Raw genomic sequence first — 23,982 nt, 5'->3', positions numbered from 1 at the left:
GGGGGTGCAGATCTTAGGCTGCGCCCTCTTCCTCTTCCGCATTCTGACGCGCCCAAAGGCTGGCATAACGCCCCTTGCGCAACAGCAAGGCCTCATGTGTGCCCTGTTCTGCGACCACGCCATCTTCCAGGACTATAATCGTATCGGCATCAGCAATCGTGGAGAGCCGATGCGCAATGGTGATGACAGTGCGCCCTTCACCGGCCTGACGCAGAGCCGACTGGATGTCGCGCTCGGTTTCTGTGTCCAGTGCAGAGGTTGCCTCATCCAACAATAAGACAGGCGGGTTCTTCAACAGGGTGCGCGCGATACCAACCCGTTGTTTTTCCCCGCCAGAGAGTTTCAAACCGCGCTCTCCAACCGTGGTGTCATACCCATCGGGCAAAGATAGAATAAAGCTGTGGATCTGTGCCGCTTTGGCCGCAGCGATAATTTCGTCATCTCCAGCGCCATCCCGCCCATAGGCGATATTATAGCGTATGGTGTCGTTGAACAGAACCGTGTCTTGCGGAACCACACCAATTGCCCCGTGCAGGCTTTCCTGTGTCACATCCCGCAGGTCTTGTCCGTCTAAAGAAATACGTCCCGACTGGACGTCATAAAAGCGAAACAGCAAGCGTCCAATGGTTGATTTTCCCGAGCCCGAGGGCCCAACAATCGCAATGGTTTCGCCCTGAGCGACGCGAAGGCTCACACCTTTCAAGATAGGGCGCTTGGGATCGTAGCCAAAATGCACATCCTCAAAGACCACTTCTCCGCGAGAGACCTGAATATCTTTTGCGCCGGCTTTGTCCTCAATCTCGGGGGGCTGGCCAAGCAGATCAAACATCTCGCCCATATCCACAAGGCTCTGGCGAATTTCGCGATAGACTGTTCCCAGAAAGTTAAGTGGCATTGTAATCTGGATCATATAGGCGTTGACCATCACGAAATCACCAACGGTCAATTCCCCTCGCTGCACACCCATTGCGGCCAAAACCATAACGGAAATCAAGCCAAGGGTGATCAACAAGGATTGTCCGAAATTGAGAAACGACAGTGAAGACGCCGTCTTGATGGCTGCGGTTTCGTATCCGGCCATGGCCGTGTCATAGCGCATGGCTTCGCGCCGCTCTGCACCAAAATATTTGACGGTCTCAAAATTCAGCAGACTGTCGACAGCTTTCTGGTTGGCATCTGTGTCGCGATCATTCATCTCGCGGCGCAAGCGCACGCGCCATTCGGTGATTGTGAATGTGAACCAGACATATAGCGCCACGGTGACAACCACCACAGCCAGATACCAGACATCAAACAACACAAAAAAGATACCCGCTACAAGCGCCAGCTCCAAAATGAGCGGGCCGATCGAGAACAGCAGGAACCGCAAAAGGAACTCAACGCCCTTGACCCCACGTTCTATAATTCGGCTCAATCCACCGGTTTTGCGGGTAATATGATAGCGCATCGAAAGTTTGTGGATATGCGAAAAGGTTTCAAGGGCGAGCTTGCGCAAAGCGCGCTGCGCAACAGCGGCAAAAACAGCATCTCTGAGCTGTTGAAACCCGTTGGAGAAAATACGCGCCATGCCGTAGGCCACCGTCAGCCCAATGGCACCCAACGCAAGATCAGAGACGCCATCCCCCGAAAGCGCATTCACTGCATCACGATAGATAAGCGGCGTATACACAGCGATCAGCTTTGACAAGAACAACGCAAGCATAGCGATCACAACACGCCGCTTTACCCAAGCCTCGCCTTCAGGCCAAAGGGCTGGCATCACACGTTTGATCGTGCGCCACCCAGAAGCGCGCTCTTGTTGTTGCAGTGTCATGCTCTTGTCACCATTGCCTGTAAATCATCAGCCGTCAGGGATAAGCTGATTACCGCGCAATGGCCAGATGCCCTCATTCAGGAATATCAAATACCTGCCCGGGATAAATCAGATCGGGGTCGCGGATCTGGTCTTTGTTAGCTTCATAGACCTGAACATAGAGTTCGCCCTGCCCGTAGCGCTCCCGCGCAATAGCCCAGAGTGTGGCGCCGGGCTGAACAGTGACCAGCTTAACCTGCGTGTCTGAGGCCAGCTTCGCGGGTTCTTCTCGCTTGAAGGGCGTTTCAACACGGCTTTTCACAGCGCCCGCCGCGTCAACCTCATCAACCCGCAGCGTATAGACGCCGGTTTCAACATTGGGCAGCGCGCTTTTCCAGGTGCCGCCTTCCTCGGTGCGCTCGGTGGTCACTGGCTCGTTGTCCAGATACACCCGCAAAACGGCATCGCCGGGCGCGCGGCCCACAAGCTCCACATCTCCCTGGTCCGAATATGTAATCGCATCCAGAGCCACCTGATCGGCCACCTTGGGAGAGGCCGGTTGCAACAGGGTCACCCCATCTTCACTGGCCATGAGAACGGCCTGTGCAGGTGCCTCTTGTTGGGGGTCTGGTGCTTGCCTGGTCACTGGCTCGCTGGCCTCTTCAATAACCTCCGCTGACGGCACATCCGGTGCAGCCGCCTGCGCCACAACCACGGGTTCAGGGTCTTGCGGCAGGATTGGCGCAACAATGATGGTCGCATCACTTTCCAGCCCCTGTGCGGAGTCGCGCAGACTCAACACACCCGCCTGTGCACTTGCGGGAAGCTCAACAAAAACCGCAAACTCCCCCGTTGGGTCGGCTTGTGCCACAGCGATCACATCACCGTTGAGCAAAACTTCGACCTGAGCTTTTGGCGCGGCCTGACCAGCAATCAATGTTTGGCCACCTGCGTCGACGCGCGTGATGTCAAACTTGGGTGCAATCACGCTGACCACCTGCTCTTGCGGGGCCTCTTGCTGACTGCCGGACGCGCTGTCTTGCGATGCAACCTGCTGCCCGTCGGACTCTGGCGTGGCCTGCGTTGGCACACTCGGCTCAGAAGTCGTGGTGGCGACTTCACCCTCTGCTTGCTCCGGCTGGGGCGATTGCGGCTCTGATTGCGCTCCCGATTGAGGTTGTGTTTCAGGTTGAAGTTGCGCTTCCGATTGAACTTCAGGCTCAGGGCCTTGCCCCCAGAGGCCAAAGCCGGCAAGCCCCAGCAAAAATATGGCCGCGCTGGAAAGCGCTAGATTGCTTTTGTTGCGCGCAATCACGTTCGAAAAAGTGCTCATTGGTGCCCCAATATGTTTGCTCCGCTGTCACGCGGGTTGAGCGAGCATAGCAAGTTGCGTATGAAGGGTCAAAACATGTGATCAAAAGCGCGAGGCGACTGTGAAACAACATTCTGTTTGTGTCTACTGCGGCTCACGCGAAGGAACAGACCCTGCCTACAAGGCCGCCGCAGAAGCGCTCGGCAGCGCAATCGCCCAGCAAAAATGGCGGCTTGTGTATGGTGCCGGCGATGTTGGCCTGATGGGGGCCGTGGCGCGCAGTGCGCAGAGCGCAGGTGCTGAGACCTTCGGGGTCATCCCGACCCACCTGATGGACCAAGAAGTGGGCAAGCGCGACCTGAGCCGCTTCGTCATCACCGAGAACATGCACGAGCGCAAAAAAGTCATGTATATGAATGCAGATGCCATTGTGGTGCTGCCCGGGGGTGCCGGCTCTTTAGACGAGTTCTTTGAAGTGCTCACTTGGGCGCAGCTCGGGCTGCACAGCAAACCGATTGTGTTGCTCGATGTCCAATCCTACTGGAAGCCGCTCACCGGCTTGATCGCGCATATCATCAAACAAGGCTTTGCCGATCCAAGTTTGCAAACGCTTTTTGTTACCAAAACAGACGTGGATCAAACCCTGCGCTACCTGCGGGCGGCTCTCTCCTGAGACAAGCTGGAAACGGAATAGACCGGCAGGCCGATCCAGATCAGCCCGAAGGCCATCACCTGCCAAAGCCCCAAAGGTTCCTGAAAAATCACCACGGCACAAAAGAACTGGGCTGTTGGGTTGATATATTGCAGCAGACCGACCGTTGACAGACGAATGCGGTGTGTGGCGTAAGAAAACAAAATCAACGGCAAGGCCGTCAAAACGCCCGAAAAAACCAGCATGGCGTTTTCCCAGGCCGCTGTCCCGAAGTGTCCATCTCCGCGCCAGTGCACAAGCGCCAAAATCAGCAGAGCCGCCGGTGCCAATACGGCAACCTCCCCCGTGACAGATACCACAGGCCCCGCAGCCAACCGCTTTTTTACAACGCCATAAAGGCCGAATGTTGCCGCTACAAACAGTGAGATCCAGGGCGCGACGCCCAATCCATAGGTCATCAGAGAGACAGCCGCCCCCGCCAACAACACAGCCACCCCCTGCGCACGGCTGAGGCGCTCGGCAAAAACGACCCGCCCCAAAAGCACGGCCACAAGCGGAAAGATGTAATAGCCCAGCGCGGCTTCAACAGCATGACCGGTTTGAATGGAAAAGATAAACGCAAACCAGTTTCCCGAAATCATCAAGGCCGCCATGGCCACGACAACCAAGTTTTGCCGCCGCTTGAACAACTCCACAACCTGTCCGAACCGGCCTTGCAGCCCCAACAGTGCGGCAAAAATCACAAAAGACCAGATCGTTCTGTGCGCGAGAATTTCAACGGGTGGAATATGAGCCAAAAGTTTGTAATAAAGCGGCGAAAACCCCCAGACGACGCAGGCCACGCCCATTGCGATGACGCCTTTGGCGCTGTTTGACGTCAAGCTGGGCATTTTCAGCTGTCTCTTTCTCTCGCCATTTAAGGGTAGGTTGATTCAATTCTTGGCGAATTTTAATCCCGTTGTTATCTTTACCCACAAACAAACAGGACACTGGTAAATGCGACACACCTTGCCGCTTGCGCCGCAGTTTTATGTGACCGCGCCGCAGCCCTGCCCTTACATCGAGGGGCGCATGGAGCGAAAGCTCTTTACGGCCTTGCAAGGGGAGAATGCGGCACGGCTGAATGACGAGCTGTCGGCACAGGGCTTTCGACGCTCGCAAAATGTCCTTTATCGCCCCTCCTGCGCCGATTGCGCCGCCTGTCTCTCCGCTCGGATTGTGGCAAAAGCCTTCAAGCCAACAAAAAGCCAGAAACGTGTTTCAAAAAAGAACGCCGGGCTGGAGCGGCGGGCCACCTCACCTTGGGCCACAGAAGAGCAATACGAACTGTTCCGCCGCTATCTGGGCAGCCGTCATGCTGACGGCGGCATGGCCGATATGGATGTGTTTGAGTTTGCAGCCATGATTGAGGAAACTCCGATCCGCTCGCGCGTCATTGAATACATTGACCGCGAAACAAAGGCGCTGGTGGCCGTTTGCCTGACAGATGTGCTCAAAGACGGGCTCTCCATGGTCTATTCCTTCTTTGATCCGGATCGCGCGCGCGATTCCCTTGGCACCCATATTATCCTTGATCACGTTGAAATCGCCCGCGCCAGCGCGTTGCCCTATGTGTATTTGGGATATTGGGTGCCGGGCAGTCAAAAAATGGGTTACAAAGCCAAGTTTTCGGCGCTTGAAATCTACAAGCAAAACCAATGGACCCCAATTGGCGATCCGCACCAGCACGAAGTGGCCACCCACCCGCTGTCAACCCCTCCAATTGCAGAACAGGTGGCCAATATCTCTCTGCCAGATTTAACCACACACCGATCGCGGCCTTGAGTGCTGCTTTTGGCCGCCGAAACAGCGCCAAACCCGTCTTGATTTTGGCTTTCTGTCACAGAAGCCATCCAAAACGCAATAAAAGAACAAAAAATGCCACTCCAGAGTTCATTTATGCGAGCTTTGGCGGTTGACGCCCCCGCGCAGCGCTCTTAAGGTCCCCCAAACGCATAAAAGGGCACCCATAAATGTTGGATGTAGCGGTCATTGTGGAAAAATGGCGCATGGGCCGGTAACGGACACCCTGAGGTAACCCCATGCGCCCCCGACAGATCGGGGGCTTTTTTATGTGCGAAACGGAAGTTGGAATGGAGCTTTGAGATGTCACGTCAAATGACCGGCGCAAAAATGATCGTAGAATGCCTGAAGGATCAGGGTGTGGAAGTCATATTCGGCTATCCCGGCGGCGCGGTGTTGCCAATCTATGACGAAGTCTTCCAGCAAAACGGCATCCGCCATGTGCTCGTGCGCCACGAGCAAGGCGCTGTGCATGCCGCCGAAGGCTACGCCCGCTCCACAGGCAAGCCCGGCGTTGTGCTCGTCACATCCGGCCCCGGCGCGACAAATGCTGTCACGGGCCTCACAGATGCGCTTCTGGACTCCATCCCGATTGTTGTTCTCACAGGCCAGGTGCCCACCTTCATGATTGGCACCGACGCATTTCAAGAGGCCGACACCGTTGGCATCACCCGCCCCTGCACCAAGCACAATTGGTTGGTTCAAGACACCGCCTCTCTCGCCTCTACCCTGCATGAGGCCTTCCATGTGGCCACCACTGGCCGGCCAGGGCCGGTGCTTGTCGACATCCCAAAGGATGTCCAGTTTGCCACAGGTGACTATACTCCAAAGCAAAAGGTCAAGGTGAGCCGCTACCAGCCGCCTGTCAAAGGAGATATGGACTCGATCGAGGAGCTCGTCGAGGCCATGGAGCGCGCAGAGCGCCCAATTTTCTATACCGGCGGCGGGGTGATCAATTCCGGACCCGCAGCCAGCCAGCTCTTGCAAGAGCTTGTAAACGCAACCGGTTTTCCGATCACCTCCACGCTGATGGGCCTGGGTGCCTACCCTGCGTCGGGCAAGAACTGGCTGGGAATGCTGGGGATGCACGGGCTTTACGAAGCCAATATGGCCATGCATGGCTGTGATTTGATGATCAACATTGGCGCGCGCTTTGATGACAGGATCACCGGGCGCATTGACGCGTTCAGCCCGCACTCAAAGAAAGCCCATATCGACATCGACCCCTCTTCCATCAACAAGGTCATCCGTGTCGACATTCCGATTGTCGGCGATGTGGGGCATGTGCTTGAAGATGTCTTGAAAGTCTGGAAAGCCCGCGGGCGCAAAACCAACAGCCAAGCTTTGGAAAAATGGTGGACAACCCTGGCAGATTGGCGTGGTGTTGACTGTCTGAAATTTGAGCAGACCGGTAGTATCATCAGGCCCCAACACGCTTTGGCCCGGCTAGAAGCACTCACCAAAGAGCATGACCGCTATATCTGCACAGAAGTGGGCCAACATCAGATGTGGGCGGCTCAATACCTCGGCTTTGAAGCGCCCAACCGCTGGATGACCTCAGGTGGGCTTGGCACAATGGGCTATGGTTTCCCCGCCTCGATCGGCGTGCAAATGGCCCACCCCGACAGCCTCGTGATCAATGTCGCAGGCGAGGCAAGCTGGCTTATGAACATGCAGGAAATGGGCACAGCAATCCAATATCGCCTCCCGGTAAAGCAGTTTATCCTCAACAATGAACGCCTCGGCATGGTGCGCCAGTGGCAGGAGCTGCTGCATGGCGAGCGCTATTCGCACTCCTGGAGCGAAGCCCTTCCTGATTTTGTCAAGCTGGCAGAGGCCTTTGGCGCCAAGGGAATCCGGGTAGACCAGGCCGAAGACCTTGACGAGGCCATCAAAGAAATGATCGCCTATGACGGTCCGGTTATTTTGGATTGTTTGGTGGAGAAACATGAAAACTGTTTCCCGATGATTCCTTCGGGCGAGCCGCACAACAAAATGCTGCTTGGCGATGCCAGCACCAAAGACGCAATCGGCAACAGCGGCGCTGTGCTCGTTTGAGCCACCCGCGACTGTAGCGAAGAAAAGGAAGCACCATGTCTGCTCTCAAGATCAAAAAAGGCTCAAACAAGCATTCGGCTTATAACCTGCGCCCCACTTTCAGCGATCATGTTGAATCGCATACATTGGCGGTTGTGGTGGACAATGAAGCCGGTGTGCTGGCGCGGGTGATCGGGCTGTTTTCGGGCCGGGGCTACAATATCGAAAGCCTCACCGTTGCCGAAATCGACCATGCCGGACACCGCTCGCGCATCACGATTGTGACCACCGGCACACCGCAAGTGATTGAGCAAATCAAAGCCCAGCTTGGCCGGATTGTGCCCGTCCATGAGGTCCATGATCTGACCGTGGAAGGCGCGGCTGTAGAGCGCGAACTGGCCTTGCTCAAGGTAGAGGGCAGCGGTGAAAAACGGGTTGAGGCCATGCGCTTGGCCGATATTTTTCGTGCCAATGTCGTGGACAGCACGTTGGAAAGCTTTGTTTTTGAGATCACCGGCACACCTGAGAAGATTGACGCTTTCAGCGAACTGATGCGCCCCTTGGGGCTGAGCGAAATCGCCCGCACAGGCGTTGCCGCCCTCGCCCGCGGCCAGGTTGCGCTTTAGCGGGCCGGTGTCGGAGCGGATGCGAGCGAGCGTCCCTCCGGAACGGCAGTCAATACCTTAACGGCCACTCACGCAGGGCAATGCTGCACAAAAGGCACAATTGTGCTTTCCTCAGAGCCGCCCGTTTGGCCGGCCACTTTTTGCAAATTTCGGCCCGTCCCGACCGCGTCAATGAGGCGACGCGCAAGTGCCGGAGAATGTTGCACAGCCACAAGCTCAGGGTTTTCGGCGCGCCGCATTGGCACTCCGTCTTGCACGCTGAATTGAACAAGATCACCGGCATCCAGAGAGCGGCCGTCAAACAGCGATGTGCCCCCTCCACCGTAAAACGCCAAATCCCCGTGATCTTCACACCAGATCACAGCCTTCTGATCCTTTTGATCGCTCCAGAGAACCACGCCATACATACTGGTTTCAACTCCACACTCATCACCAATACATAAAATTTTAATAGAAAAACATCAGAACACCATTCCCCAAACAGTGACGCACTGTCCAGAATTGTGACACTGAGAGGCTCAATTGACGCTAATTAGCGTCTCTAAAGACGCAAGGCCGCATCAAAATCCACTTTCTAGCTGTTACCATTCTCCAAAAACACTCTTAAGATGAGAATCGAGTCAAAAGTCATGTAGAGAGATTGCGTTTTGCCCGCCAAATTCAAACCAGAAAATGAGGTCGATCCCGCGCAACTCAGAAGTGTATTTGGTGCTAATTTGAGAAAGTTAGCATCGCGTTACCCCTCCGTTGCGGGGCTCTGTCGCAAGCTCGGGATCAACCGCACGCAATTCAACCGCTATCTGGCCGGCGAGAGCTTTCCAAGACCGGATGTCTTGCACAGAATTTGCCTGTTCTTTGATGTAGATGCCCGCATTTTGCTTGAACCTGTGGAAACCATTTCCAAATCAAACAGCGCGCTTTTCACCCATCCGATGGTGCAAGGTTACCTTGGCAAAACGATAGAAAGCATTTCGCAACACGAGCTTCCGGACGGGTTTTACCGCTTCAGCCGGCCCAGTTTTGTCGAGGAAAACCGCTATGTTGTCGGGCTGTTTTTTATCCTGCGCAGTGATGGGCGCACCTTCATGCGCGGCTACGAACTGCCCGATGCCATGACCGATCAGGGCCTGTCTGCCAGCCCCTACAACCGCGAGTTTCGTGGCATTATTCTCAAGCAAGAACATGGGCTTGCCATTCTTGCGGCCCGGCATGGTGCCACCACTTGCTCCTATAGTTTTCTGGCCCGCGTGCCCTCGTTTCACAACAATTACTGGGAGGGCTACGCAACAAGGACCGTCACAGAAAGCCTGTCAGGGCAACGGGTTGTCCGCTTTGTGGTGGAACATGTCCACGGCGGCTGGCGCGCGGCGCGCCACATGGCGCGTGATGTCGGGTTTTGCAACGCTGACCAGCTGCCCGGCTATCACGCCCGCCTCATGCGCGCGGGCGAGCCCTTTCGTTAAGAGCCGCTGCGCGCCTGCGCAGCGCGGTAAAGGTGCCAGCTGGCATGGCCAAACAAGGGCAACACGATATAGAGCCCCAAAAAGAGCGGCAGCAAAGCCGCAAAGGTGCTCACCGCGATCAGAGCGCCCCAAAAAGCCATTAAAATCAAGTTGTTCTGCACCGCTGCAAAGCTGGTGATCATCGCCGTTACAAAGTCCACTTCCCGCTCCAGAAGCATCGGCAGTGCGAAGACTGTGATCATGAACAACAAGAGCGCAAAGAGCGCGCCAACAGCGCTGCCCACAGCCAGCATTGTGAGGCCGTTGGGGCTGAGATAGATTTCAAGAGAGCTGGACACATTGGTCATGGTGGACAGCCCCATGAAGAGCGCAAAAATCATATGCGCAATGAAGAACCAGAATAGGAAGACCATCAGAATAATGGTGCAAAGCGAGGGCAATTGGCGCCGGGCCTGATGCAAAACGAGGCCAAAAATTTCTGTAAAAACAAGGGCTTCTTCTGCCTCCAAGCGGCGACTGGTTTCATAGAGCGCCACAGCTGTGAACGGGCCGAACAGCGGGAAGCCGACGGCGGCAAAGACAAGCCAGTAGCTCTGGCCGCTTGCCAGAGTGACGGCGGCGAGCAGAACGCCAAAAGCCACGCAGATCGACGCCACCACAGCGCCATAGAGCGGGGCGCGCCGCATATCGCACCACCCTTTGTAAAGCGCTGATTTCATGTCAGAAAATGTCACGGGCCCCAGGTTTGCGGCCCCCAGGTTTTCGCCATTCATAGGCCCTCTCCTTCCCTTTTTTGCCAGTGTAAGGCGCTCAGGGGAGCGGCTCAAAGATGTTTGTTCAAATCATCTTTTGAGGGCGTAGGGCCGGCTGTATGGCTGCCTGTATGGCAGGCTGTATGGACACCCTTCCACACATCAGGCCAGGGGCGGCTTTTGAGCGCTATATTGGTAGGCGTGATGCCAGGCCGCGCCAAGCTGCATCAACGCCGCATCGGCATCCCTTGGGCCAAAGACGGATAAGCCCGCCGGCAGACCATTGCCCGCCGTCGCCAGGGGGATGTTGATACAGGGCAAGCCAAGCAATCCAACAGGCGTCACAATCTGCATCCAGCGGTGATAGGTGTCCATCCCCTGCCCCGCAATCTCTTGCGGATAGACCCACTCCACGGGGAAGGGATAGAGCTGGGTGGTTGGCAGAATGAGCGCGTCATACTGCTCAAAAAGCGCGGCACAGGCTTCAAACCACTGCGAACGGCTCACCGAGGCGTGATGGACATCCATCGCCGAGAGCGCACGGCCACGCTCGATTTCCCAAATCGCCTCCGGCTTGAGCTGGTCGCGCTTGGCCGGGTCGTCATAAAACACCGACAACCCGCCCGCGATGGCCCAAGACCGCAGCGTGATCCAGCTGTCCCAGATGGCTTCGGCCGAAAACGGCGCCGCCACCGGCTCCACCGTGAGGCCCAATGCCTCAAGCTGTGCAAGCGCGGCTTCGGAATGGGAAAGCAAGCCCGTTTCCATCGGGAAAGCCCCGCCCCAATCGCCCAACCAGCCGATCCGACGGCCTTTGACCGGCGTGTCGATGCTCGGCAGCGTCAGGTCATACCGCGCGCCATGCGGCTGGCGCGGGTCGGGCCCGGATTGTGTGTCCAGCAAGGCGGCCATATCCCGCGGCGTGCGCGCCATAGGCCCAAGTGTCGCCAATTGATGCAAAAAACTATCGCCCTTCGGCTCGGAGGGCACACGCCCATAGGTGGGCCGGAAGCCATAGACATTGTTCCAGGCGCCCGGATTGCGCAGGCTGCCCATCATATCGGACCCATCGGCCACAGAGACCATTCGCGCCGCCAGAGCTGCCGCCGCCCCCCCCGAAGAGCCGCCGGCACTGCGAGACAGGTCATAGGGGTTGTGCGTGGCCCCGTGCACGGGGTTGAAAGTATGCGAGCCAAGGCCCCATTCGGGTGTGTTGGTCTTGCCGATGATAATGGCCCCGGCGGCGCGCATCCGCGCGATGACAAGATCATCTTCCGGCGCGATTGTGTTGGCAAACATCGGGTTGCCCATGGAGGTGGGCAGGCCCTTGGCATTGGCGAGGTCTTTGATCGCAAGGGGAATGCCGTGCAGCCAGCCTTTGCGCGGAGCGTTGTCATGGGCCCGGGCCTCGGCCATGAGATCATCGGCGTCGCGCAGCGAGACGATGGCGTTGACCGCGGGGTTGGTCTTTTCGATCTGCGCCAAAGTGGCTTGCATAAGCTCCACCACGCTGAGCTGGCCGTTTGCGATGGCCTGTGACTGATCCAGCGCTGTCATATCGGTGATGTCGCTCATGGCCGTGTCCCTGTTGTCGAATTTTGAGGTAGAGTGCTGTGCCTTGAGGCGGGGTGCAAGCCTGTTTGCAACTTTCCCATAAGGCTTCGCCTTATGCGACCCGCTGGGGGGCTGCCCCCCCCAGACCCAAGGCCAAGCTGGGGGGCCAGCCCCCCAGACCCCCCGAGGTATTTTTGACCAGAAGAAGGTAGGGGCGGTTTGGGGGGTGTCAGCTCTCGCCTTGGGCTTCGGAGCGCGATTTACCTGCCACATTCAGCGCGAGGGTGGCGGCCATGAGGCCGTCAAGATCCCCGTCGAGCACACCTTTGGTGTCGGAGGTTTCAAAATTGGTGCGCAGGTCTTTGACCATCTGGTAGGGTTGCAGCACATAGGAGCGGATCTGGTTGCCCCAACCAGCATCGCCCTTGTTTTCATGCATCTCGTTGACGGCTGCGTTGCGCCGGTCAAGCTCCATTTGGTAGAGGCGCGATTTGAGGGCTTTCATGGCGATATCGCGGTTCTGGTGCTGGGATTTTTCCGAGCTGGTCACGACAATGCCGGTGGGGGCATGGGTGATGCGCACGGCGGAATCTGTGGTGTTTACATGCTGACCGCCCGCCCCCGAGGAGCGGTAGGTATCAATGCGGATGTCGGCCGGGTTGACCTCGATTTCAATATTGTCATCAACCACCGGATAGACCCCAACGGAGGTGAAGGAGGTGTGGCGTTTGGCGGCGCTATCAAACGGGCTGATGCGCACGAGCCGGTGGACGCCGCTCTCAGACTTGAGCCAGCCGTAGGCGTTGTGGCCCGAGATCTTGTAAGTGGCAGATTTGATGCCCGCCTCTTCGCCCGCGCTTTCGGATTGAAGCTCGACTTTATAGCCCTTTTTCTCGGCCCAGCGGACATACATCCGCGCCAGCATGGAGGCCCAATCACAGCTTTCCGTGCCGCCCGCTCCGGAATTGATTTCCAAGAAGGTGTCATTGGCATCGGCCTCACCGCTCAAAAGCGCCTCAAGCTCTTTGGCGGCGGCCGTTTGCTTGAGGGCCTTCAGCGCATTTTCGGCCTCACTGACAACATCGGCGTCCTCTTCCATTTCGCCCAGTTCGATCAGTTCAATGTTGTCGGACAGCTCGGCCGCGATCTGCGCATAGCCCTCCATCGCATCAACCAGGGCCTGACGTTCACGCATCAGTTTCTGGGCTTTTTCCGGATCGTCCCAAAGGGTCGGGTCTTCGACACGGGCGTTGAACTCCTCCAGCCGGTGGGCGGCTGTCTCGCGGTCCATCCGCTGCGCCAGCAACTCGAGGGATTTTTGAATTTCGGCAACGACGCTTTGAATTTCTGCGCGCATGGGGTGTCCTTGAAATAACGTCTGTTAGGGCGACTGATAGCCCAGCCCAAGGCGCGCGGCAAGCATGGGCAAGGCTTTCACAGGGCTTTCACGGGGCTTTCACGGGGCTTTCACAGGATTAGTAGAGCCCGCCTGAGCTGAGCGCGCCAAAGCCGGCCTTGGGGCCCACGACGGCTTTTTTGCCTGTTGAGGTGGTGACCTGTTTCGCGGTGCCGGTGTCTCGCACGAGTGGGAGATTTTCGCCCATGGCAAACCCCCCATCAAAAGTGATGCCAAATTCGATCTGCTCGCCCTCGCGGAAACACTCGATCACCACAGCATCGCCTTCGGCGTCATCTGACAAACGCGCGCCTGTGAACCGGTCGATCTTGATGAATTCGCATTCCTTGGGCGCGCGGAACTTTCCGGCACCATATTTTTGCACGGCCTGCGCCATAAAGCGCTGGAACACAGGGCCGCACATGCCGCCCCCGGAGGCCCCCGCCCCAAGCGAGCGTGGGGTGTCATACCCGATATAGCAGCCAGCCACGATGTTGTTGGTGAAGCCGACGAACCAAACATCTTTTGAGTCATTCGTGGTGCCGGTCTTGCCGGCCACGGGCACTCCGAGGTTGATATGGGCGCTGGCGGTGCCGCGGGTGACCACCCCTGCCATCATCGAGGTGAGCTGATAGGCGGTGACCGCATTCATGACCCGCTCACGCGTGTTCAGGATGGTTGGGCTTTGGGCGCGGGGCAAGCTCGGATCGGCGCAATCAAGGCAGTTGCGGTCATCATGGCGATACAGGGTTTTGCCATATCGGTCCTGCACGCGGTCGATGAGGGTGGGCTCAACGCGTTGGCCCCCGTTGGCAAACATCGCATAGGCCGAGACCATTTTGTAAAGCGTGGTCTCCTCAGAGCCCAGCGAGTTGGCCAGAAAGCGGCCCATACGGTCATAGACCCCGAAGCGCTCGGCATAATCGGCCACGACATCCATGCCCACCTCTTCGGCAAGCCGGATGGTCATCAGGTTGCGCGACTGCTCGATCCCGGTGCGCAGAGGTGTCGGGCCATAAAAGCGGTTGGAGGAGTTCTTGGGGCGCCAGAGCCCCTGGGGCGTGTTGATCTCGATCGGCGCATCGACCACGATGGTCGCGGGAGAATAGCCGCTATCAAGCGCTGAGGCATAAACAAAAGGCTTAAACGACGAGCCGGGTTGGCGCAGAGCCTGCGTGGCCCGGTTAAAGACAGAATGCTGGTAAGAAAACCCGCCTTGCATGGCCATGACGCGCCCCGTGGTCACATCCATGGCCATGAAGCCGCCCTGCACCGCAGGCACCTGCCGCAAACTCCAGCGCACAAAATCACCGCTGCCGTCCTCGCCGGTTGTCACCCGGCGCAGCAGCACCACATCGCCAAGTTTGAAATTGTCAAAAAAGCTGCCTCTGGCCCAGTCTATATCCTTGCGCGGCACAACAAAGGGCTCAGCCGCACTCTCTTGCACCCCTTCAATTCCGACCCGCATCTGGCGCTCGCCAATCTCCAGCACAACAGCAGGAAACCACGGCCCGTCAAGCTGGATGTCCCGCGGCACCGTCACCTCTGCCAGAGCAGCGCGCCAAGCCGCCTCGGAGGCCAAAGCCTGCTCTGGCACGCGCGCGCCAGTGCCCCGCCAGAGGCCAAGGCTGCGATCATAATCTTCGAGCTGGCGTTGCAGAGACAGGGCGGCAAGCCTCTGCATTTCGGGGTCAATCGTGGCGCGCACGGTCATCCCACCAGAGAAAAACTCTTCCTCACCAAAAACATTGGACAGCTGGCGGCGGATTTCATCGGTGAAATAGTCGCGCGGCGGCAACCCGTTCTTGAAGGGTTCAAAATCGCCGTTTTGAACAGAACGCAGCGGCAGCGCGCGCTCGGAGAGATAGGTTGCTTCGGAGATATAGCCATTCTCAAACATCTCTTTCAGCACGAAATTGCGGCGCTGAAGCACGCGTTTCTTGTTGCGCACAGGATGAAAGCGGCCCGGGGCCTTGGGCATTGAGGCCAAGGTGGCCGCTTCATGCGGCGCCAGCTCGCGCAGGGTTTTGTTAAAATAGGCCTGTGCGGCAGCGGTGACACCAAAAGAATTCTGCCCCAGAAAGATCTCGTTGAGATACAGCTCAAGGATCCGCTCTTTGTTGAGCGTTTCTTCCAGCCTCGTGGCGAGGATGATTTCCTTGATCTTGCGTTCGGCACGCCTGTCGGCGGAAAGCAGGAAATTCTTCACAACCTGCTGGGTGATGGTTGAAGCCCCGCGCACACTGCCTCCCTTCAGCGCATCCAGCGCCGCAGAGGCAATGCCGCGTGTGTCGTAGCCTTGGTGGGCGTAGAAATTCTTGTCTTCCGCGCTGATAAACGCGTGTTTTATCAGATCGGGAATTTCATCAGCCGGGGTAAAGAGCCGGCGCTCGCGGGCAAATTCGTCCAGCATCCGCCCCTCACCCGAGTAAATCCGGCTGATCGTGGCAGGCTGATATTGCGCAAGGCTTTCATGGCTCGGCAAATCGCGGCCATAAATATAAAAGATCGCACCAATGGAGAGCGCCACAGCCATGAGGCCGAGCGTCAGCAGGCTGAACAGCCCGCCCAGAAGCGATAACAAGAATCTCAGCACCTTATTCCCCTGACGCGCCGTTGCGCCCTATAGGCCCTATACGCGCAAGGGCGCTTGAGGTCAAAATCAACTGACAGTGAGCCCCGGCACAATTTTGCCTGTCAGACCGGATCAGGCTCATTTGCGCACCGCCCCCCGCACGGCCTCATCGGCCAGAATCCAGGCTTGTATGCCGTCGCGCAGCCCTTCGGCCATGCGCCGCCGCCACTCCGGGTTGATAATATTCGCAAAGTCCCGATCACTTGACAGAAAGCCGATTTCCAACAGAACCGAGGGAATATCTGCCGCCTTGAGCACCGAAAACGCCGCCGCACGGTATGGCCGGCGGTTCAGCGGTGCGCCCTGGCTTTCCAGCCCCCCAATCAGCGCGCGCGCCAGCCGCTCTGTGCGGGGCTGCGTTTCCTGGCGCGCCAGATCAAGCAGCACATTGGCAATGACATCATCCTGCCCACTCAGGTCCATTCCAGAGAGCAGGTCTGCCCGGTCGTGACGCTCGGCAAGCAGCGCGCTGGCCTCGTCACTGGCTTCTTCGGCCAATGTGTGCACGGTGGCCCCATGCGCGCGCCCCTCGGCAAGCGCATCGGCATGGAGCGAGATGAACAGATCGGCCCCCGCCTGATGGGCCATGGCAACGCGGCGCTCGAGCGAGAGAAAGCTGTCGTCCGTGCGCGTCAGCAACACATCAACCGTGCCCAGCCGGCCAAGCTCTTCGGCGATCTCACGCGCAAAGGTGAGCATGAGGTCTTTTTCGCTGTGGCCCCCGCGCGAGGCCCCCGGATCAATCCCCCCATGGCCCGGATCGAGCAGCACCAGCACACGGTCGTTGAGCTTTTCGGGAAGCGCCGCCACAGGCGCGGGCCAGCTGTCGGCTTTGGGCAGGCCCGATTGGGCGGCAAAGGCTTGTGCGCTGGTTTGTGACAGTGTGATGTCCAATGTGGCTTGCCCTGTCTGATCGGTGCGGCTCATCTGGGCGCTCACAAGCGCAAAAGGGGCCTCCAGATCAGCCACCAAGCGCGACCAGCCGGGGCGAAAGCCGCCAAAGCGCAGGGCGGCAATCCCTTTGGCGGGGCGGATGTCGGTGTCAGACAGCCCCGACCAGTCCACCTCGCGAAAGTCGATGACAAGGCGGGGCGGCGCAGCCAGGGTGTAGACCCGGTATGCCACCGGCTGGCTCAGCTCCAGCGTGAAGCGCAGCTCCTGGCCCGCAGCCACAAAGCCGCTTTGCGCGGGAAGCACACGCGCCAGCCCGCTCAGACTTTGGCCCAGCGCCGGGGCAACGCCCGCAAGCGCCAGCCACAGAACAAAAAGTGAAAAAAGCCTACTCATACGCGCCCGCTTCTGTTTTGGGCAGGGTAGCGGCAATCCGGCGGTCAGGAAAGTGGCGAATTGGCGAAATAGGCAATCAAGCGGCGCAGACCTTCCTCAATTTCCGCGCTGGAGCGCGCATAAGAAAGCCTGAGCGTGCGATGGCCCCGATGCGGGTCAAAATCCACACCCGGAGTCACCGCCACACCTGCAACCTCCAGGATATCCGCCGCAAGGGCGCGGCTGTCGGAGGTGATATGGCTGACATCAACATAGATATAAAACGCCCCGTCGGGCGGGGCGAAATTGTGCAGGCCGGCCTTGGGCAGCTCAGCAATCATCTTGGCACGGTTTGCGCTATAGACCCTGAGATTGGCCTCCAGCTCATCGGTGCAGTTGAACGCCGCAAGCGCCGCCACCTGGCTGGCATGAGGCGCGCAGATAAACATGTTTTGCGCCAGCCGCTCGATCCTGCGGACATGATCTTGCGGCACAATCATCCAGCCCACGCGCCAACCTGTCATGGAGAAATACTTGGAAAATGAGTTGATGACATAGCACGCGTCTGTCAGCTCCAGCGCCGAAACCGCCTGTCCTTCATATTCGATGCCCTGATAGATCTCGTCAGAGATAAAGCTGGTCCCCGCCGCGGCGCAGGCGTTAATCAGAGCCGCCATGGCCTTGCGGCTGAGCATGGTGCCCGAGGGGTTGGCCGGCGAGGCCACCAAAAGCCCATCCAGCGCGAGGCCGTCAAAATCCTGGGGCACCGGCTGGAAGCGGTTTTCCGCCGAGGTGGGAAGCCCGACCGGCGCCACATCAAGCGCCTTGAGGATCTGCCGATAGCTCGGATAGCCCGGCTCGCCCAACCCAACTCTTGCGCCCGCATCAAAAAGAGCCGTGAACGCCAGTAGAAAGGCCCCCGAGGAGCCAGAGGTGACAATCACCCGCTCCGGGCTGAGCGTTACGCCGTGTTTGTCCTTATAATGCTGGGCAATGCGCGCACGCAGCTCGGGCAGGCCAAGCGCAACAGAATAACCAAGCGCAGAAGCCTCCATGGCCTGCGCCAGATGCGCGCGCGCGCCTTTGGGCGCCGCAGTGGCCGGCTGGCCCACTTCCATGTGAATGATGGAGCGCCCCGCCGCTTCCGCAGCCCGCGCAGCTTCCATCACATCCATCACAATAAAAGGATCAACCGCCCCGCGCCTTGAAATTCGCATCCATTCTCTCCTACTCTGACCCACGACTTCTAGGGATCCGGAGGCCAAGGTCAATGCGATGCAGTTAAAGACCGTATTTTTTACCGTGCTCGCCCTGATATTGGCCACGCCGCTTTGGGCTGTGTCGCTTCTGCGCGACCCTGATATTGAACACAACCTCAAACAGCTGGCCACGCCTGTGCTCAATGCCGCTGGCCTGCCGGCGGGGCGTATCAAGGTTCTTGTGGTCGATGAAAACACACTCAATGCCTTTGTGATCGACCGCAGCCATATCTTTATCCATGCCGGATTGCTCCTCAAGCTTCAGACCGCGCAAGAGCTGCAAGCCGTGATCGCCCATGAGGCCGCCCATATTGCCAATGGCCACCTCGCACGGCGCAGCGGCAACGCCCGCGCGGCCAACACTGTCGCCGCTTTCGGGCTGGCGCTTGCCGCTGCGGCGGCGGCGTCCGGCAGCACAGATCTTGGCGCAGCTCTGGGGATTGGCGTGCAAAGCGCGGCCCAACGCAGCTTTTTCAGCCATACCCGGGCCGAAGAAGCCTCTGCAGATCAATCGGCGGTGCGCTACATGGCGCGCGCCAAGGTTGATCCGCAAGGCGCGGTTGACGTGATGCGCCTTTTTGCCGGGCAAGAGCTGTTGAGCGCCAACCGCCAAGACCCTTATGCGCGCACCCACCCGCTCTCGCGGGACCGCCTGCGGGCCATGGAAGCGGCTGCGGGCGGCCACAGCGGGCGGTTTGGGCCCGATCCGGCGGCTGCCTATTGGTTTGCCCGGGCCCAGAGCAAGCTTGCGGCCTTTTATCGCCCTCCCAAATGGACCTTGAAGCGCCCGGATGACAACGCGCATCCGGATGTCACCCGCCTGCGCAAAGCCATTGCCTGGCACCGCTCGGGCCAATCGCAAAAGGCACTGAGCACGCTGAGGGGCTTGATCGCACAGACCCCTGAGGACCCGTTCCTCCATGAGCTGCATGGGCAGTTCTTGTTGGAGCGGCGGCAGTTTTCGGCAGCGCGTTCCGCTTATGCGCAGGCGGTCAAACTGGCCCCGCGCAACGCGCTCATCGTTGGCCAATACGGCCATGCCCTGCTTGTGTCGGCAGCCCCGAAAGACGCGCTGCCGCACCTGGAGCGTGCAGCCCAGCTTGAACGGCGGGATGCACGGATCCTGCGCGACCTGGGCAGCGCCTATGCCCAGCTGGGCCGCATGGGCATGGCGGCGCTTCTCACCGCAGAGCGCTACGCCTTGCAAGGGCGCCCCAAAGACGCCACGATTCACGCCAAACGCGCATTGGACCAGTTGAAAACAGGGTCCCCAGGTTGGCAACGCGCACAGGATGTGCTCTTAGAAAGCCAAGCCGCAACCCAAACCTCACGGAGACAGAAATGATCAGAGCCACTCTTGCCCTCGCCTGTGCGGCAGCCCTCGCAAGCTCCCCGCTTGCGGCCCTGGACCTTACCAAAATGAGCGCCCCCGAGCGGGCCGCCTTGCAGCAGGAAATCAGGGCTTATCTGCTCGAGAACCCGGAAGTTATCATGGAAGCCGTTGCGGTGTTGGAAGAGCGCCAGGCCAACGCCCAAGCTGAGAATGACGCCAACCTTGTGCAGATCAACGCGGACGCGCTTTTTGCAGATCAGAACTCTTATGTCGGTGGCAACCCCGAGGGCGATCTGACGCTTGTGGAGTTTGTCGATTATCGCTGTGGCTATTGCCGCAAGGCCCATGACGACGTGGCCCAGCTGATCGAGTCTGACGGCAACATCCGCTTTATCGTGAAAGAATTCCCCATTCTCGGCGAAGCCTCAGAAATTTCGGCGCGCTTTGCCATTGCCACCAAACTGATCGCCGGGGACGCCGCCTATAAGCAGGCCTCTGACGCGCTGATTGCTTTGAAAACGGGCGTGGAAGAGCCTGTTCTGCGCGCATTGGCTGCCTCGCTTGGGATAGACGGCGATGCCATGTTGCTCAAAATGGCCAGTGATGAGGTCACCGAGGTGATTGTGGCAAACCGCGCGCTTGGGCAACGGCTGGCCATTTCCGGCACGCCCACTTTTGTGATGGGTGATCAGGTTTTGCGTGGGTATATGCCGCTCGCGCAGATGCAGGATTTTGCCGAGGCCATCCGGGCGCAATGATCCGTCAGGCCCTGAGCCTTTGGGGCGCGCTTGCGGCCCCGGCGCTGGCAGACACCAACTTTGAGGCGCTTTCTGAAAGCGAGCGCCTTTTGCTTGGTGCGGTGGTGCGCGAGGTGTTGCTTGCGCAGCCCGAGCTTGTTGCCCAAGCCTTGGCCCCGCCACCCTATCGCGCTCAGATTGCCTCTGACTTGGCGCTGATCGCGCACCATGCGCAGGCGGTGTTCGCGGGCAAGGATCTGGCCCTGTTTGTCGGTGCGGATTGTGACAGCTGCGCGGCGGCGCAAACCGAGCTTGCCGCCCTGGCCGCGGCGCGCGGACTGAAGGTCAACATCTTGATATTAAAAGACTATCCTGACATTGAAGCCGCATTTCAAATTGACAGCTTGCCCTTTTATGTGCTGCCAAAGCAGATGCTGCGTGGCGCCATGCCTGCGCCTGTTCTGGCACGGTTCCTGGACAGGCTTTAACGGTCCTGGTTTTGGGTCTCAAGTTCGGCGGCACGTTTTTCAACCAACGCGACAATGTGCTCAACCATATCATAATCGCCCAGCTTGTGGTCTTGCTTGCCGGCCACATAGACCATCCCCGTGCCAGCACCAGAGCCGCCGCCGGTGAACCCCACATCCGTCATCAGCGCTTCGCCGGGGCCATTGACGACACAGCCGATGATCGAAAGGCTCATGGGCGTTTTGATATGCTCCAGCCGCTTTTCAAGCTGCTCGACCGTCTTGATCACATCAAAGCCCTGGCGCGCACAGGAGGGGCAAGAAATGATGTTGACCCCCCGATGGCGCAGTCCGAGCGATTTGAGAATTTCATAGCCCACCTTTACCTCTTCCACCGGATCGGCAGACAGTGATACGCGGATCGTGTCGCCAATACCCATCCAAAGAAGGTTGCCCATGCCAATGGCGGATTTGATGGTGCCAGAGGTCAGCCCCCCAGCCTCTGTGATGCCGAGGTGGATGGGCGCATCGGTGGCCTCGGCAAGCTGCTGGTAAGCCGCGGCGGCCATGAAAACATCAGAGGCCTTGACCGAAATCTTGAACTCGTGGAAGTCGTGATCTTGCAGGATCTTGATATGATCCAACCCGCTCTCCACCATGGCGTCAGGGCAAGGCTCGCCGTATTTTTCCAGCAGATGCCGTTCAAGGCTGCCCGCATTCACACCAATCCGGATCGAGCAATTGTGGTCGCGCGCCGCACGGATCACCTCGGCCACGCGCTTTTCATCGCCGATATTGCCCGGGTTTATCCGCAGGCAGGCGGCGCCGGCCTCTGCGGCCTCGATCCCGCGTTTGTAATGAAAGTGGATGTCCGCCACGATCGGCACCGGGCTTTCGCGCACAATTTCTTTCAGGGCCTTGGCGCTCGCCTCATCGGGCACGGAAACCCGCACAATATCCGCTCCGGCCTCAGCCACCGCCTGCACTTGGGCGATGGTGGCGGCGGCATCTGTGGTGAGCGTGTTGGTCATGGTCTGAACCGAAATCGGTGCATCCCCGCCCACCGGCACATTGCCAACCATGATCTGGCGGCTCTGGCGGCGATAGATGTTGCGCCACGGGCGAATAGGGTTCAGCGACATGGGAGCCTCACGCTTGCTTAGGTGATTTCTGATGTGACATAGGCAGAAACGGCCCCCTGCGCAATGCGGCGCTTTGGGCGGCTGTTTCTAATCGGTGAGCGCGCCAAAGGCCCCCTCGGCATCGAGCTGGGCAACAGCACGCGCCAACGGCTCGATGGTTTCCCAATCAGCCGGGGCCAGCCGGGCCGTAACCTTTTGAGCGGTCAGCTCAAGATTATCCGCCACAGCGCCGCGCGCGCCGTAGGGGCCATAGGTTTTTCCGTTGGCCGCAAAATAGACCGCCCCCGCATCGCCCGCACGCAGGGTTGCGGGCTCACTGGTCTGGGGCACAGTATAAAAATCGCCCGGCTGCATCACCGCTTCGTGCAAAATGGTCCCGCTTGCCGCGCGCACCCGCAGCCAGACCTCACGGGTGGCGATGACCGTCACAACATCCTGTTGTTGCTCAAAAACCTGTGGAACAGCCACAAGCTGCTCAGGCAGTGCCATCCCCAAAGCGGCCAAAGCTTGCGAGAGGTCACTGTCACGCGCAACATTGGCCTGCGGCAAGGCTGCAACCAAATCCGCCGCCGCCAGAGAGAAATTCTCGGTGATCGCCCCGCGCGGCCCTGTCGGACCAAGGGTCTGGCCATCCACCAGATAATAGATCGCGCCGCTCTCGCCCACCCGAATACTGGCCCCCTGCGCGTGCTGCGACGCCGGCACCTTGAAACTTTCCCCGGCATCCAGGATGCCGCTGAAAAGGGTCTCACCCGCACCATCCATGATCCGCACCCAAGCCGGGCGCGCCGCCAGAACACTCACACCCTGCGCCGGGGCCGTCTCTCTGGGCGCGTCAAACAAGGCCGGGGCCGTTGCTGTCTGGGCAAACACCCCAAGCTCGTCGGGGCGCAATGTGGAAATCGGGGCGTCCCGCGCCACCAGCACAGGCACATCCAGCGCCTGCGGACGATAGAGCCTGTCAAAACTGTCGGATGTGGCCGTCATCTGTGGGCTGTCTGTGTCAATCTGCGCAGACAGGCCTGACTGCGCCTGGGTCAGCGGATCAAGATCGGCCAGCACATCAGGCGTGTTTTCAACCGGCACAAGCTGCACCTGCTGCACCTGATTGAGCACGGTCCACCCGCCAAAACCGAGTGCGCCCACCAAGGCCACCAGAACCAGCAATGAGCCGATTGCCCCGGGCTCTATCCGCGCAAACAGGCTCTCACTGCCCGGCGCAAACGGAGTTGGCCCCTCAAACATCGGGTCACGCCCGACGCGGGGCTGCGGCTTTTTCTGGGTGGCCAGTTCGCTGTCGCGCCCGACAGATGCAGACGCCGTGGTGAAACCGCTCTCCGCGCAGAAGGCGGCAAAGGCGCGCTCCGGGTCCATCCCCAGGTAGCGCGCATAGGAGCGCACATAACCTGCAATAAATCCGGGCGTGTCAAAGGCATCGGCATCCGCATTTTCAATGGCGGCAATATAGTTGGCTTTGATGCGCAATTCGCGCTGCACATCGAGCAGCGACTTGCCCATGGTGGCGCGCTCGCCCCGCATGATATCGCCCAAACGCAATTCAAAATCATCGAACCAAATCGGCTCGACGTTTTCATTCGTATCACTGCGCTTGTTTTTGCGCCTGATCATCCGTGCTGCCCCTATCGCAAACATGCGAATCGCGTTTCAAATACAACGCTGTAACTCGTTATTCGGGCTTTGTTAGCACAGAAGTTTA

The 23,982-nt window shown here is 58.8% G+C and carries 20 protein-coding genes; 8 read left to right on the top strand and 12 right to left on the bottom strand.

All coding sequences use genetic code 11. The features are described from left to right. Nucleotides 1–13: 13 nt before the first annotated feature. Nucleotides 14–1,813, bottom strand: a complete 1,800-nt coding sequence (locus tag Q0478_RS08845) for an ABC transporter ATP-binding protein/permease (RefSeq protein ID WP_298678418.1) — start codon at nucleotides 1,811–1,813, stop codon at nucleotides 14–16. A gap of 73 nt (nucleotides 1,814–1,886) precedes the next feature. Next, nucleotides 1,887–3,125 (bottom strand): Ig-like domain-containing protein, encoded by a 1,239-nt coding sequence (locus tag Q0478_RS08840; RefSeq protein ID WP_298678416.1) that lies wholly within the window; start codon nucleotides 3,123–3,125, stop codon nucleotides 1,887–1,889. A gap of 100 nt (nucleotides 3,126–3,225) precedes the next feature. Here Q0478_RS08840 and Q0478_RS08835 point away from each other — a divergent pair, with 100 nt between their 5' ends. Then, nucleotides 3,226–3,777 carry a TIGR00730 family Rossman fold protein gene (locus Q0478_RS08835; protein WP_298678415.1) on the top strand — a complete coding sequence of 184 codons (552 nt, stop codon included), beginning with the start codon at nucleotides 3,226–3,228 and terminating at the stop codon, nucleotides 3,775–3,777. Here the strand turns inward: Q0478_RS08835 and rarD are convergent. Next, complete coding sequence (gene rarD / locus Q0478_RS08830) at nucleotides 3,753–4,646, bottom strand: EamA family transporter RarD (protein ID WP_298678414.1); 894 nt, start codon at nucleotides 4,644–4,646, stop codon at nucleotides 3,753–3,755. The two genes, Q0478_RS08835 and rarD, sit on opposite strands and share 25 nt — an antisense overlap. A 106-nt stretch (nucleotides 4,647–4,752) precedes the next feature. Between rarD and Q0478_RS08825 the strand changes: the two genes are divergently transcribed. The 3 genes from Q0478_RS08825 (at nucleotide 4,753) to ilvN (ending at nucleotide 8,261) form a co-directional block, all read left to right on the top strand. After that, complete coding sequence (locus tag Q0478_RS08825) at nucleotides 4,753–5,580, top strand: arginyltransferase (protein ID WP_298678413.1); 828 nt, start codon at nucleotides 4,753–4,755, stop codon at nucleotides 5,578–5,580. A gap of 321 nt (nucleotides 5,581–5,901) precedes the next feature. Further along, entirely contained in the window at nucleotides 5,902–7,656 is a 1,755-nt protein-coding gene (locus Q0478_RS08820; protein WP_298678411.1) for an acetolactate synthase 3 large subunit, read from the top strand. A gap of 35 nt (nucleotides 7,657–7,691) precedes the next feature. Next, nucleotides 7,692–8,261, top strand: coding sequence for an acetolactate synthase small subunit (gene ilvN / locus Q0478_RS08815; RefSeq protein ID WP_298678409.1), 570 nt, complete (start codon nucleotides 7,692–7,694; stop codon nucleotides 8,259–8,261). Nucleotides 8,262–8,329: 68 nt separating this feature from the next. Here ilvN and Q0478_RS08810 read toward each other — a convergent pair whose 3' ends face one another. Next, nucleotides 8,330–8,668: a hypothetical protein gene (locus tag Q0478_RS08810; RefSeq protein WP_298678408.1), complete on the bottom strand. Its 339-nt coding sequence runs from the start codon at nucleotides 8,666–8,668 to the stop codon at nucleotides 8,330–8,332. 309 nt (nucleotides 8,669–8,977) lie between these two features. On the opposite strand from Q0478_RS08810, the gene Q0478_RS08805 reads away from it, so the two are divergent. Further along, nucleotides 8,978–9,724 (top strand): helix-turn-helix transcriptional regulator, encoded by a 747-nt coding sequence (locus Q0478_RS08805; protein ID WP_298678406.1) that lies wholly within the window; start codon nucleotides 8,978–8,980, stop codon nucleotides 9,722–9,724. Here Q0478_RS08805 and Q0478_RS08800 read toward each other — a convergent pair. The 6 genes from Q0478_RS08800 to Q0478_RS08775 form a co-directional block, all read right to left on the bottom strand. Then, on the bottom strand, nucleotides 9,721–10,497 hold the full coding sequence (locus Q0478_RS08800; protein ID WP_298678405.1) for a DUF2189 domain-containing protein: 777 nt from the start codon (nucleotides 10,495–10,497) through the stop codon (nucleotides 9,721–9,723). The two genes, Q0478_RS08805 and Q0478_RS08800, sit on opposite strands and share 4 nt — an antisense overlap. A 141-nt stretch (nucleotides 10,498–10,638) precedes the next feature. Beyond that, nucleotides 10,639–12,051, bottom strand: a complete 1,413-nt coding sequence (locus tag Q0478_RS08795; protein WP_298678404.1) for an amidase — start codon at nucleotides 12,049–12,051, stop codon at nucleotides 10,639–10,641. Nucleotides 12,052–12,259: 208 nt separating this feature from the next. Next, complete coding sequence (gene prfB / locus Q0478_RS08790) at nucleotides 12,260–13,387, bottom strand: peptide chain release factor 2 (protein WP_298678403.1); 1,128 nt, start codon at nucleotides 13,385–13,387, stop codon at nucleotides 12,260–12,262. 118 nt (nucleotides 13,388–13,505) lie between these two features. Beyond that, nucleotides 13,506–16,022: a penicillin-binding protein 1A gene (locus tag Q0478_RS08785; protein ID WP_298678402.1), complete on the bottom strand. Its 2,517-nt coding sequence runs from the start codon at nucleotides 16,020–16,022 to the stop codon at nucleotides 13,506–13,508. A gap of 117 nt (nucleotides 16,023–16,139) precedes the next feature. Continuing rightward, nucleotides 16,140–17,348 (bottom strand): N-acetylmuramoyl-L-alanine amidase, encoded by a 1,209-nt coding sequence (locus Q0478_RS08780; protein ID WP_298678400.1) that lies wholly within the window; start codon nucleotides 17,346–17,348, stop codon nucleotides 16,140–16,142. A 44-nt stretch (nucleotides 17,349–17,392) separates the two neighbouring features. After that, the gene (locus tag Q0478_RS08775; protein ID WP_298678398.1) at nucleotides 17,393–18,544 is read right to left on the bottom strand and encodes an aminotransferase class I/II-fold pyridoxal phosphate-dependent enzyme; all 1,152 of its coding nucleotides are present in this window, start codon (nucleotides 18,542–18,544) and stop codon (nucleotides 17,393–17,395) included. A 58-nt stretch (nucleotides 18,545–18,602) separates the two neighbouring features. Between Q0478_RS08775 and Q0478_RS08770 the strand changes: the two genes are divergently transcribed. From Q0478_RS08770 to Q0478_RS08760, 3 genes are read left to right on the top strand one after another with little or no spacing between them, the layout of a single operon-like run. Continuing rightward, a complete protein-coding gene (locus tag Q0478_RS08770) occupies nucleotides 18,603–19,931 on the top strand; it encodes a M48 family metalloprotease (protein ID WP_298678396.1) in 1,329 nt (442 codons plus the stop codon). Further along, nucleotides 19,928–20,677, top strand: a complete 750-nt coding sequence (locus Q0478_RS08765) for a DsbA family protein (RefSeq protein ID WP_298678395.1) — start codon at nucleotides 19,928–19,930, stop codon at nucleotides 20,675–20,677. The genes Q0478_RS08770 and Q0478_RS08765 overlap by 4 nt, the downstream gene beginning before the upstream one ends. Continuing rightward, the gene (locus Q0478_RS08760; RefSeq protein ID WP_298678394.1) at nucleotides 20,674–21,144 is read left to right on the top strand and encodes a disulfide bond formation protein DsbA; all 471 of its coding nucleotides are present in this window, start codon (nucleotides 20,674–20,676) and stop codon (nucleotides 21,142–21,144) included. The genes Q0478_RS08765 and Q0478_RS08760 overlap by 4 nt, the downstream gene beginning before the upstream one ends. Here the strand turns inward: Q0478_RS08760 and ispG are convergent. After that, the gene (ispG, locus tag Q0478_RS08755) at nucleotides 21,141–22,265 is read right to left on the bottom strand and encodes a flavodoxin-dependent (E)-4-hydroxy-3-methylbut-2-enyl-diphosphate synthase (RefSeq protein ID WP_298678392.1); all 1,125 of its coding nucleotides are present in this window, start codon (nucleotides 22,263–22,265) and stop codon (nucleotides 21,141–21,143) included. The two genes, Q0478_RS08760 and ispG, sit on opposite strands and share 4 nt — an antisense overlap. A gap of 87 nt (nucleotides 22,266–22,352) precedes the next feature. Beyond that, nucleotides 22,353–23,894: a helix-turn-helix domain-containing protein gene (locus Q0478_RS08750; protein ID WP_298678391.1), complete on the bottom strand. Its 1,542-nt coding sequence runs from the start codon at nucleotides 23,892–23,894 to the stop codon at nucleotides 22,353–22,355. Nucleotides 23,895–23,982 lie beyond the last annotated feature (88 nt).

The sequence above is a fragment of the uncultured Lentibacter sp. genome (assembly GCF_937123735.1).
GTDB lineage: Bacteria > Pseudomonadota > Alphaproteobacteria > Rhodobacterales > Rhodobacteraceae > Lentibacter.
The sequence above is the reverse complement of the archived record's forward strand: the minus strand, read 5'-3'. Positions and strand labels throughout refer to the sequence as shown.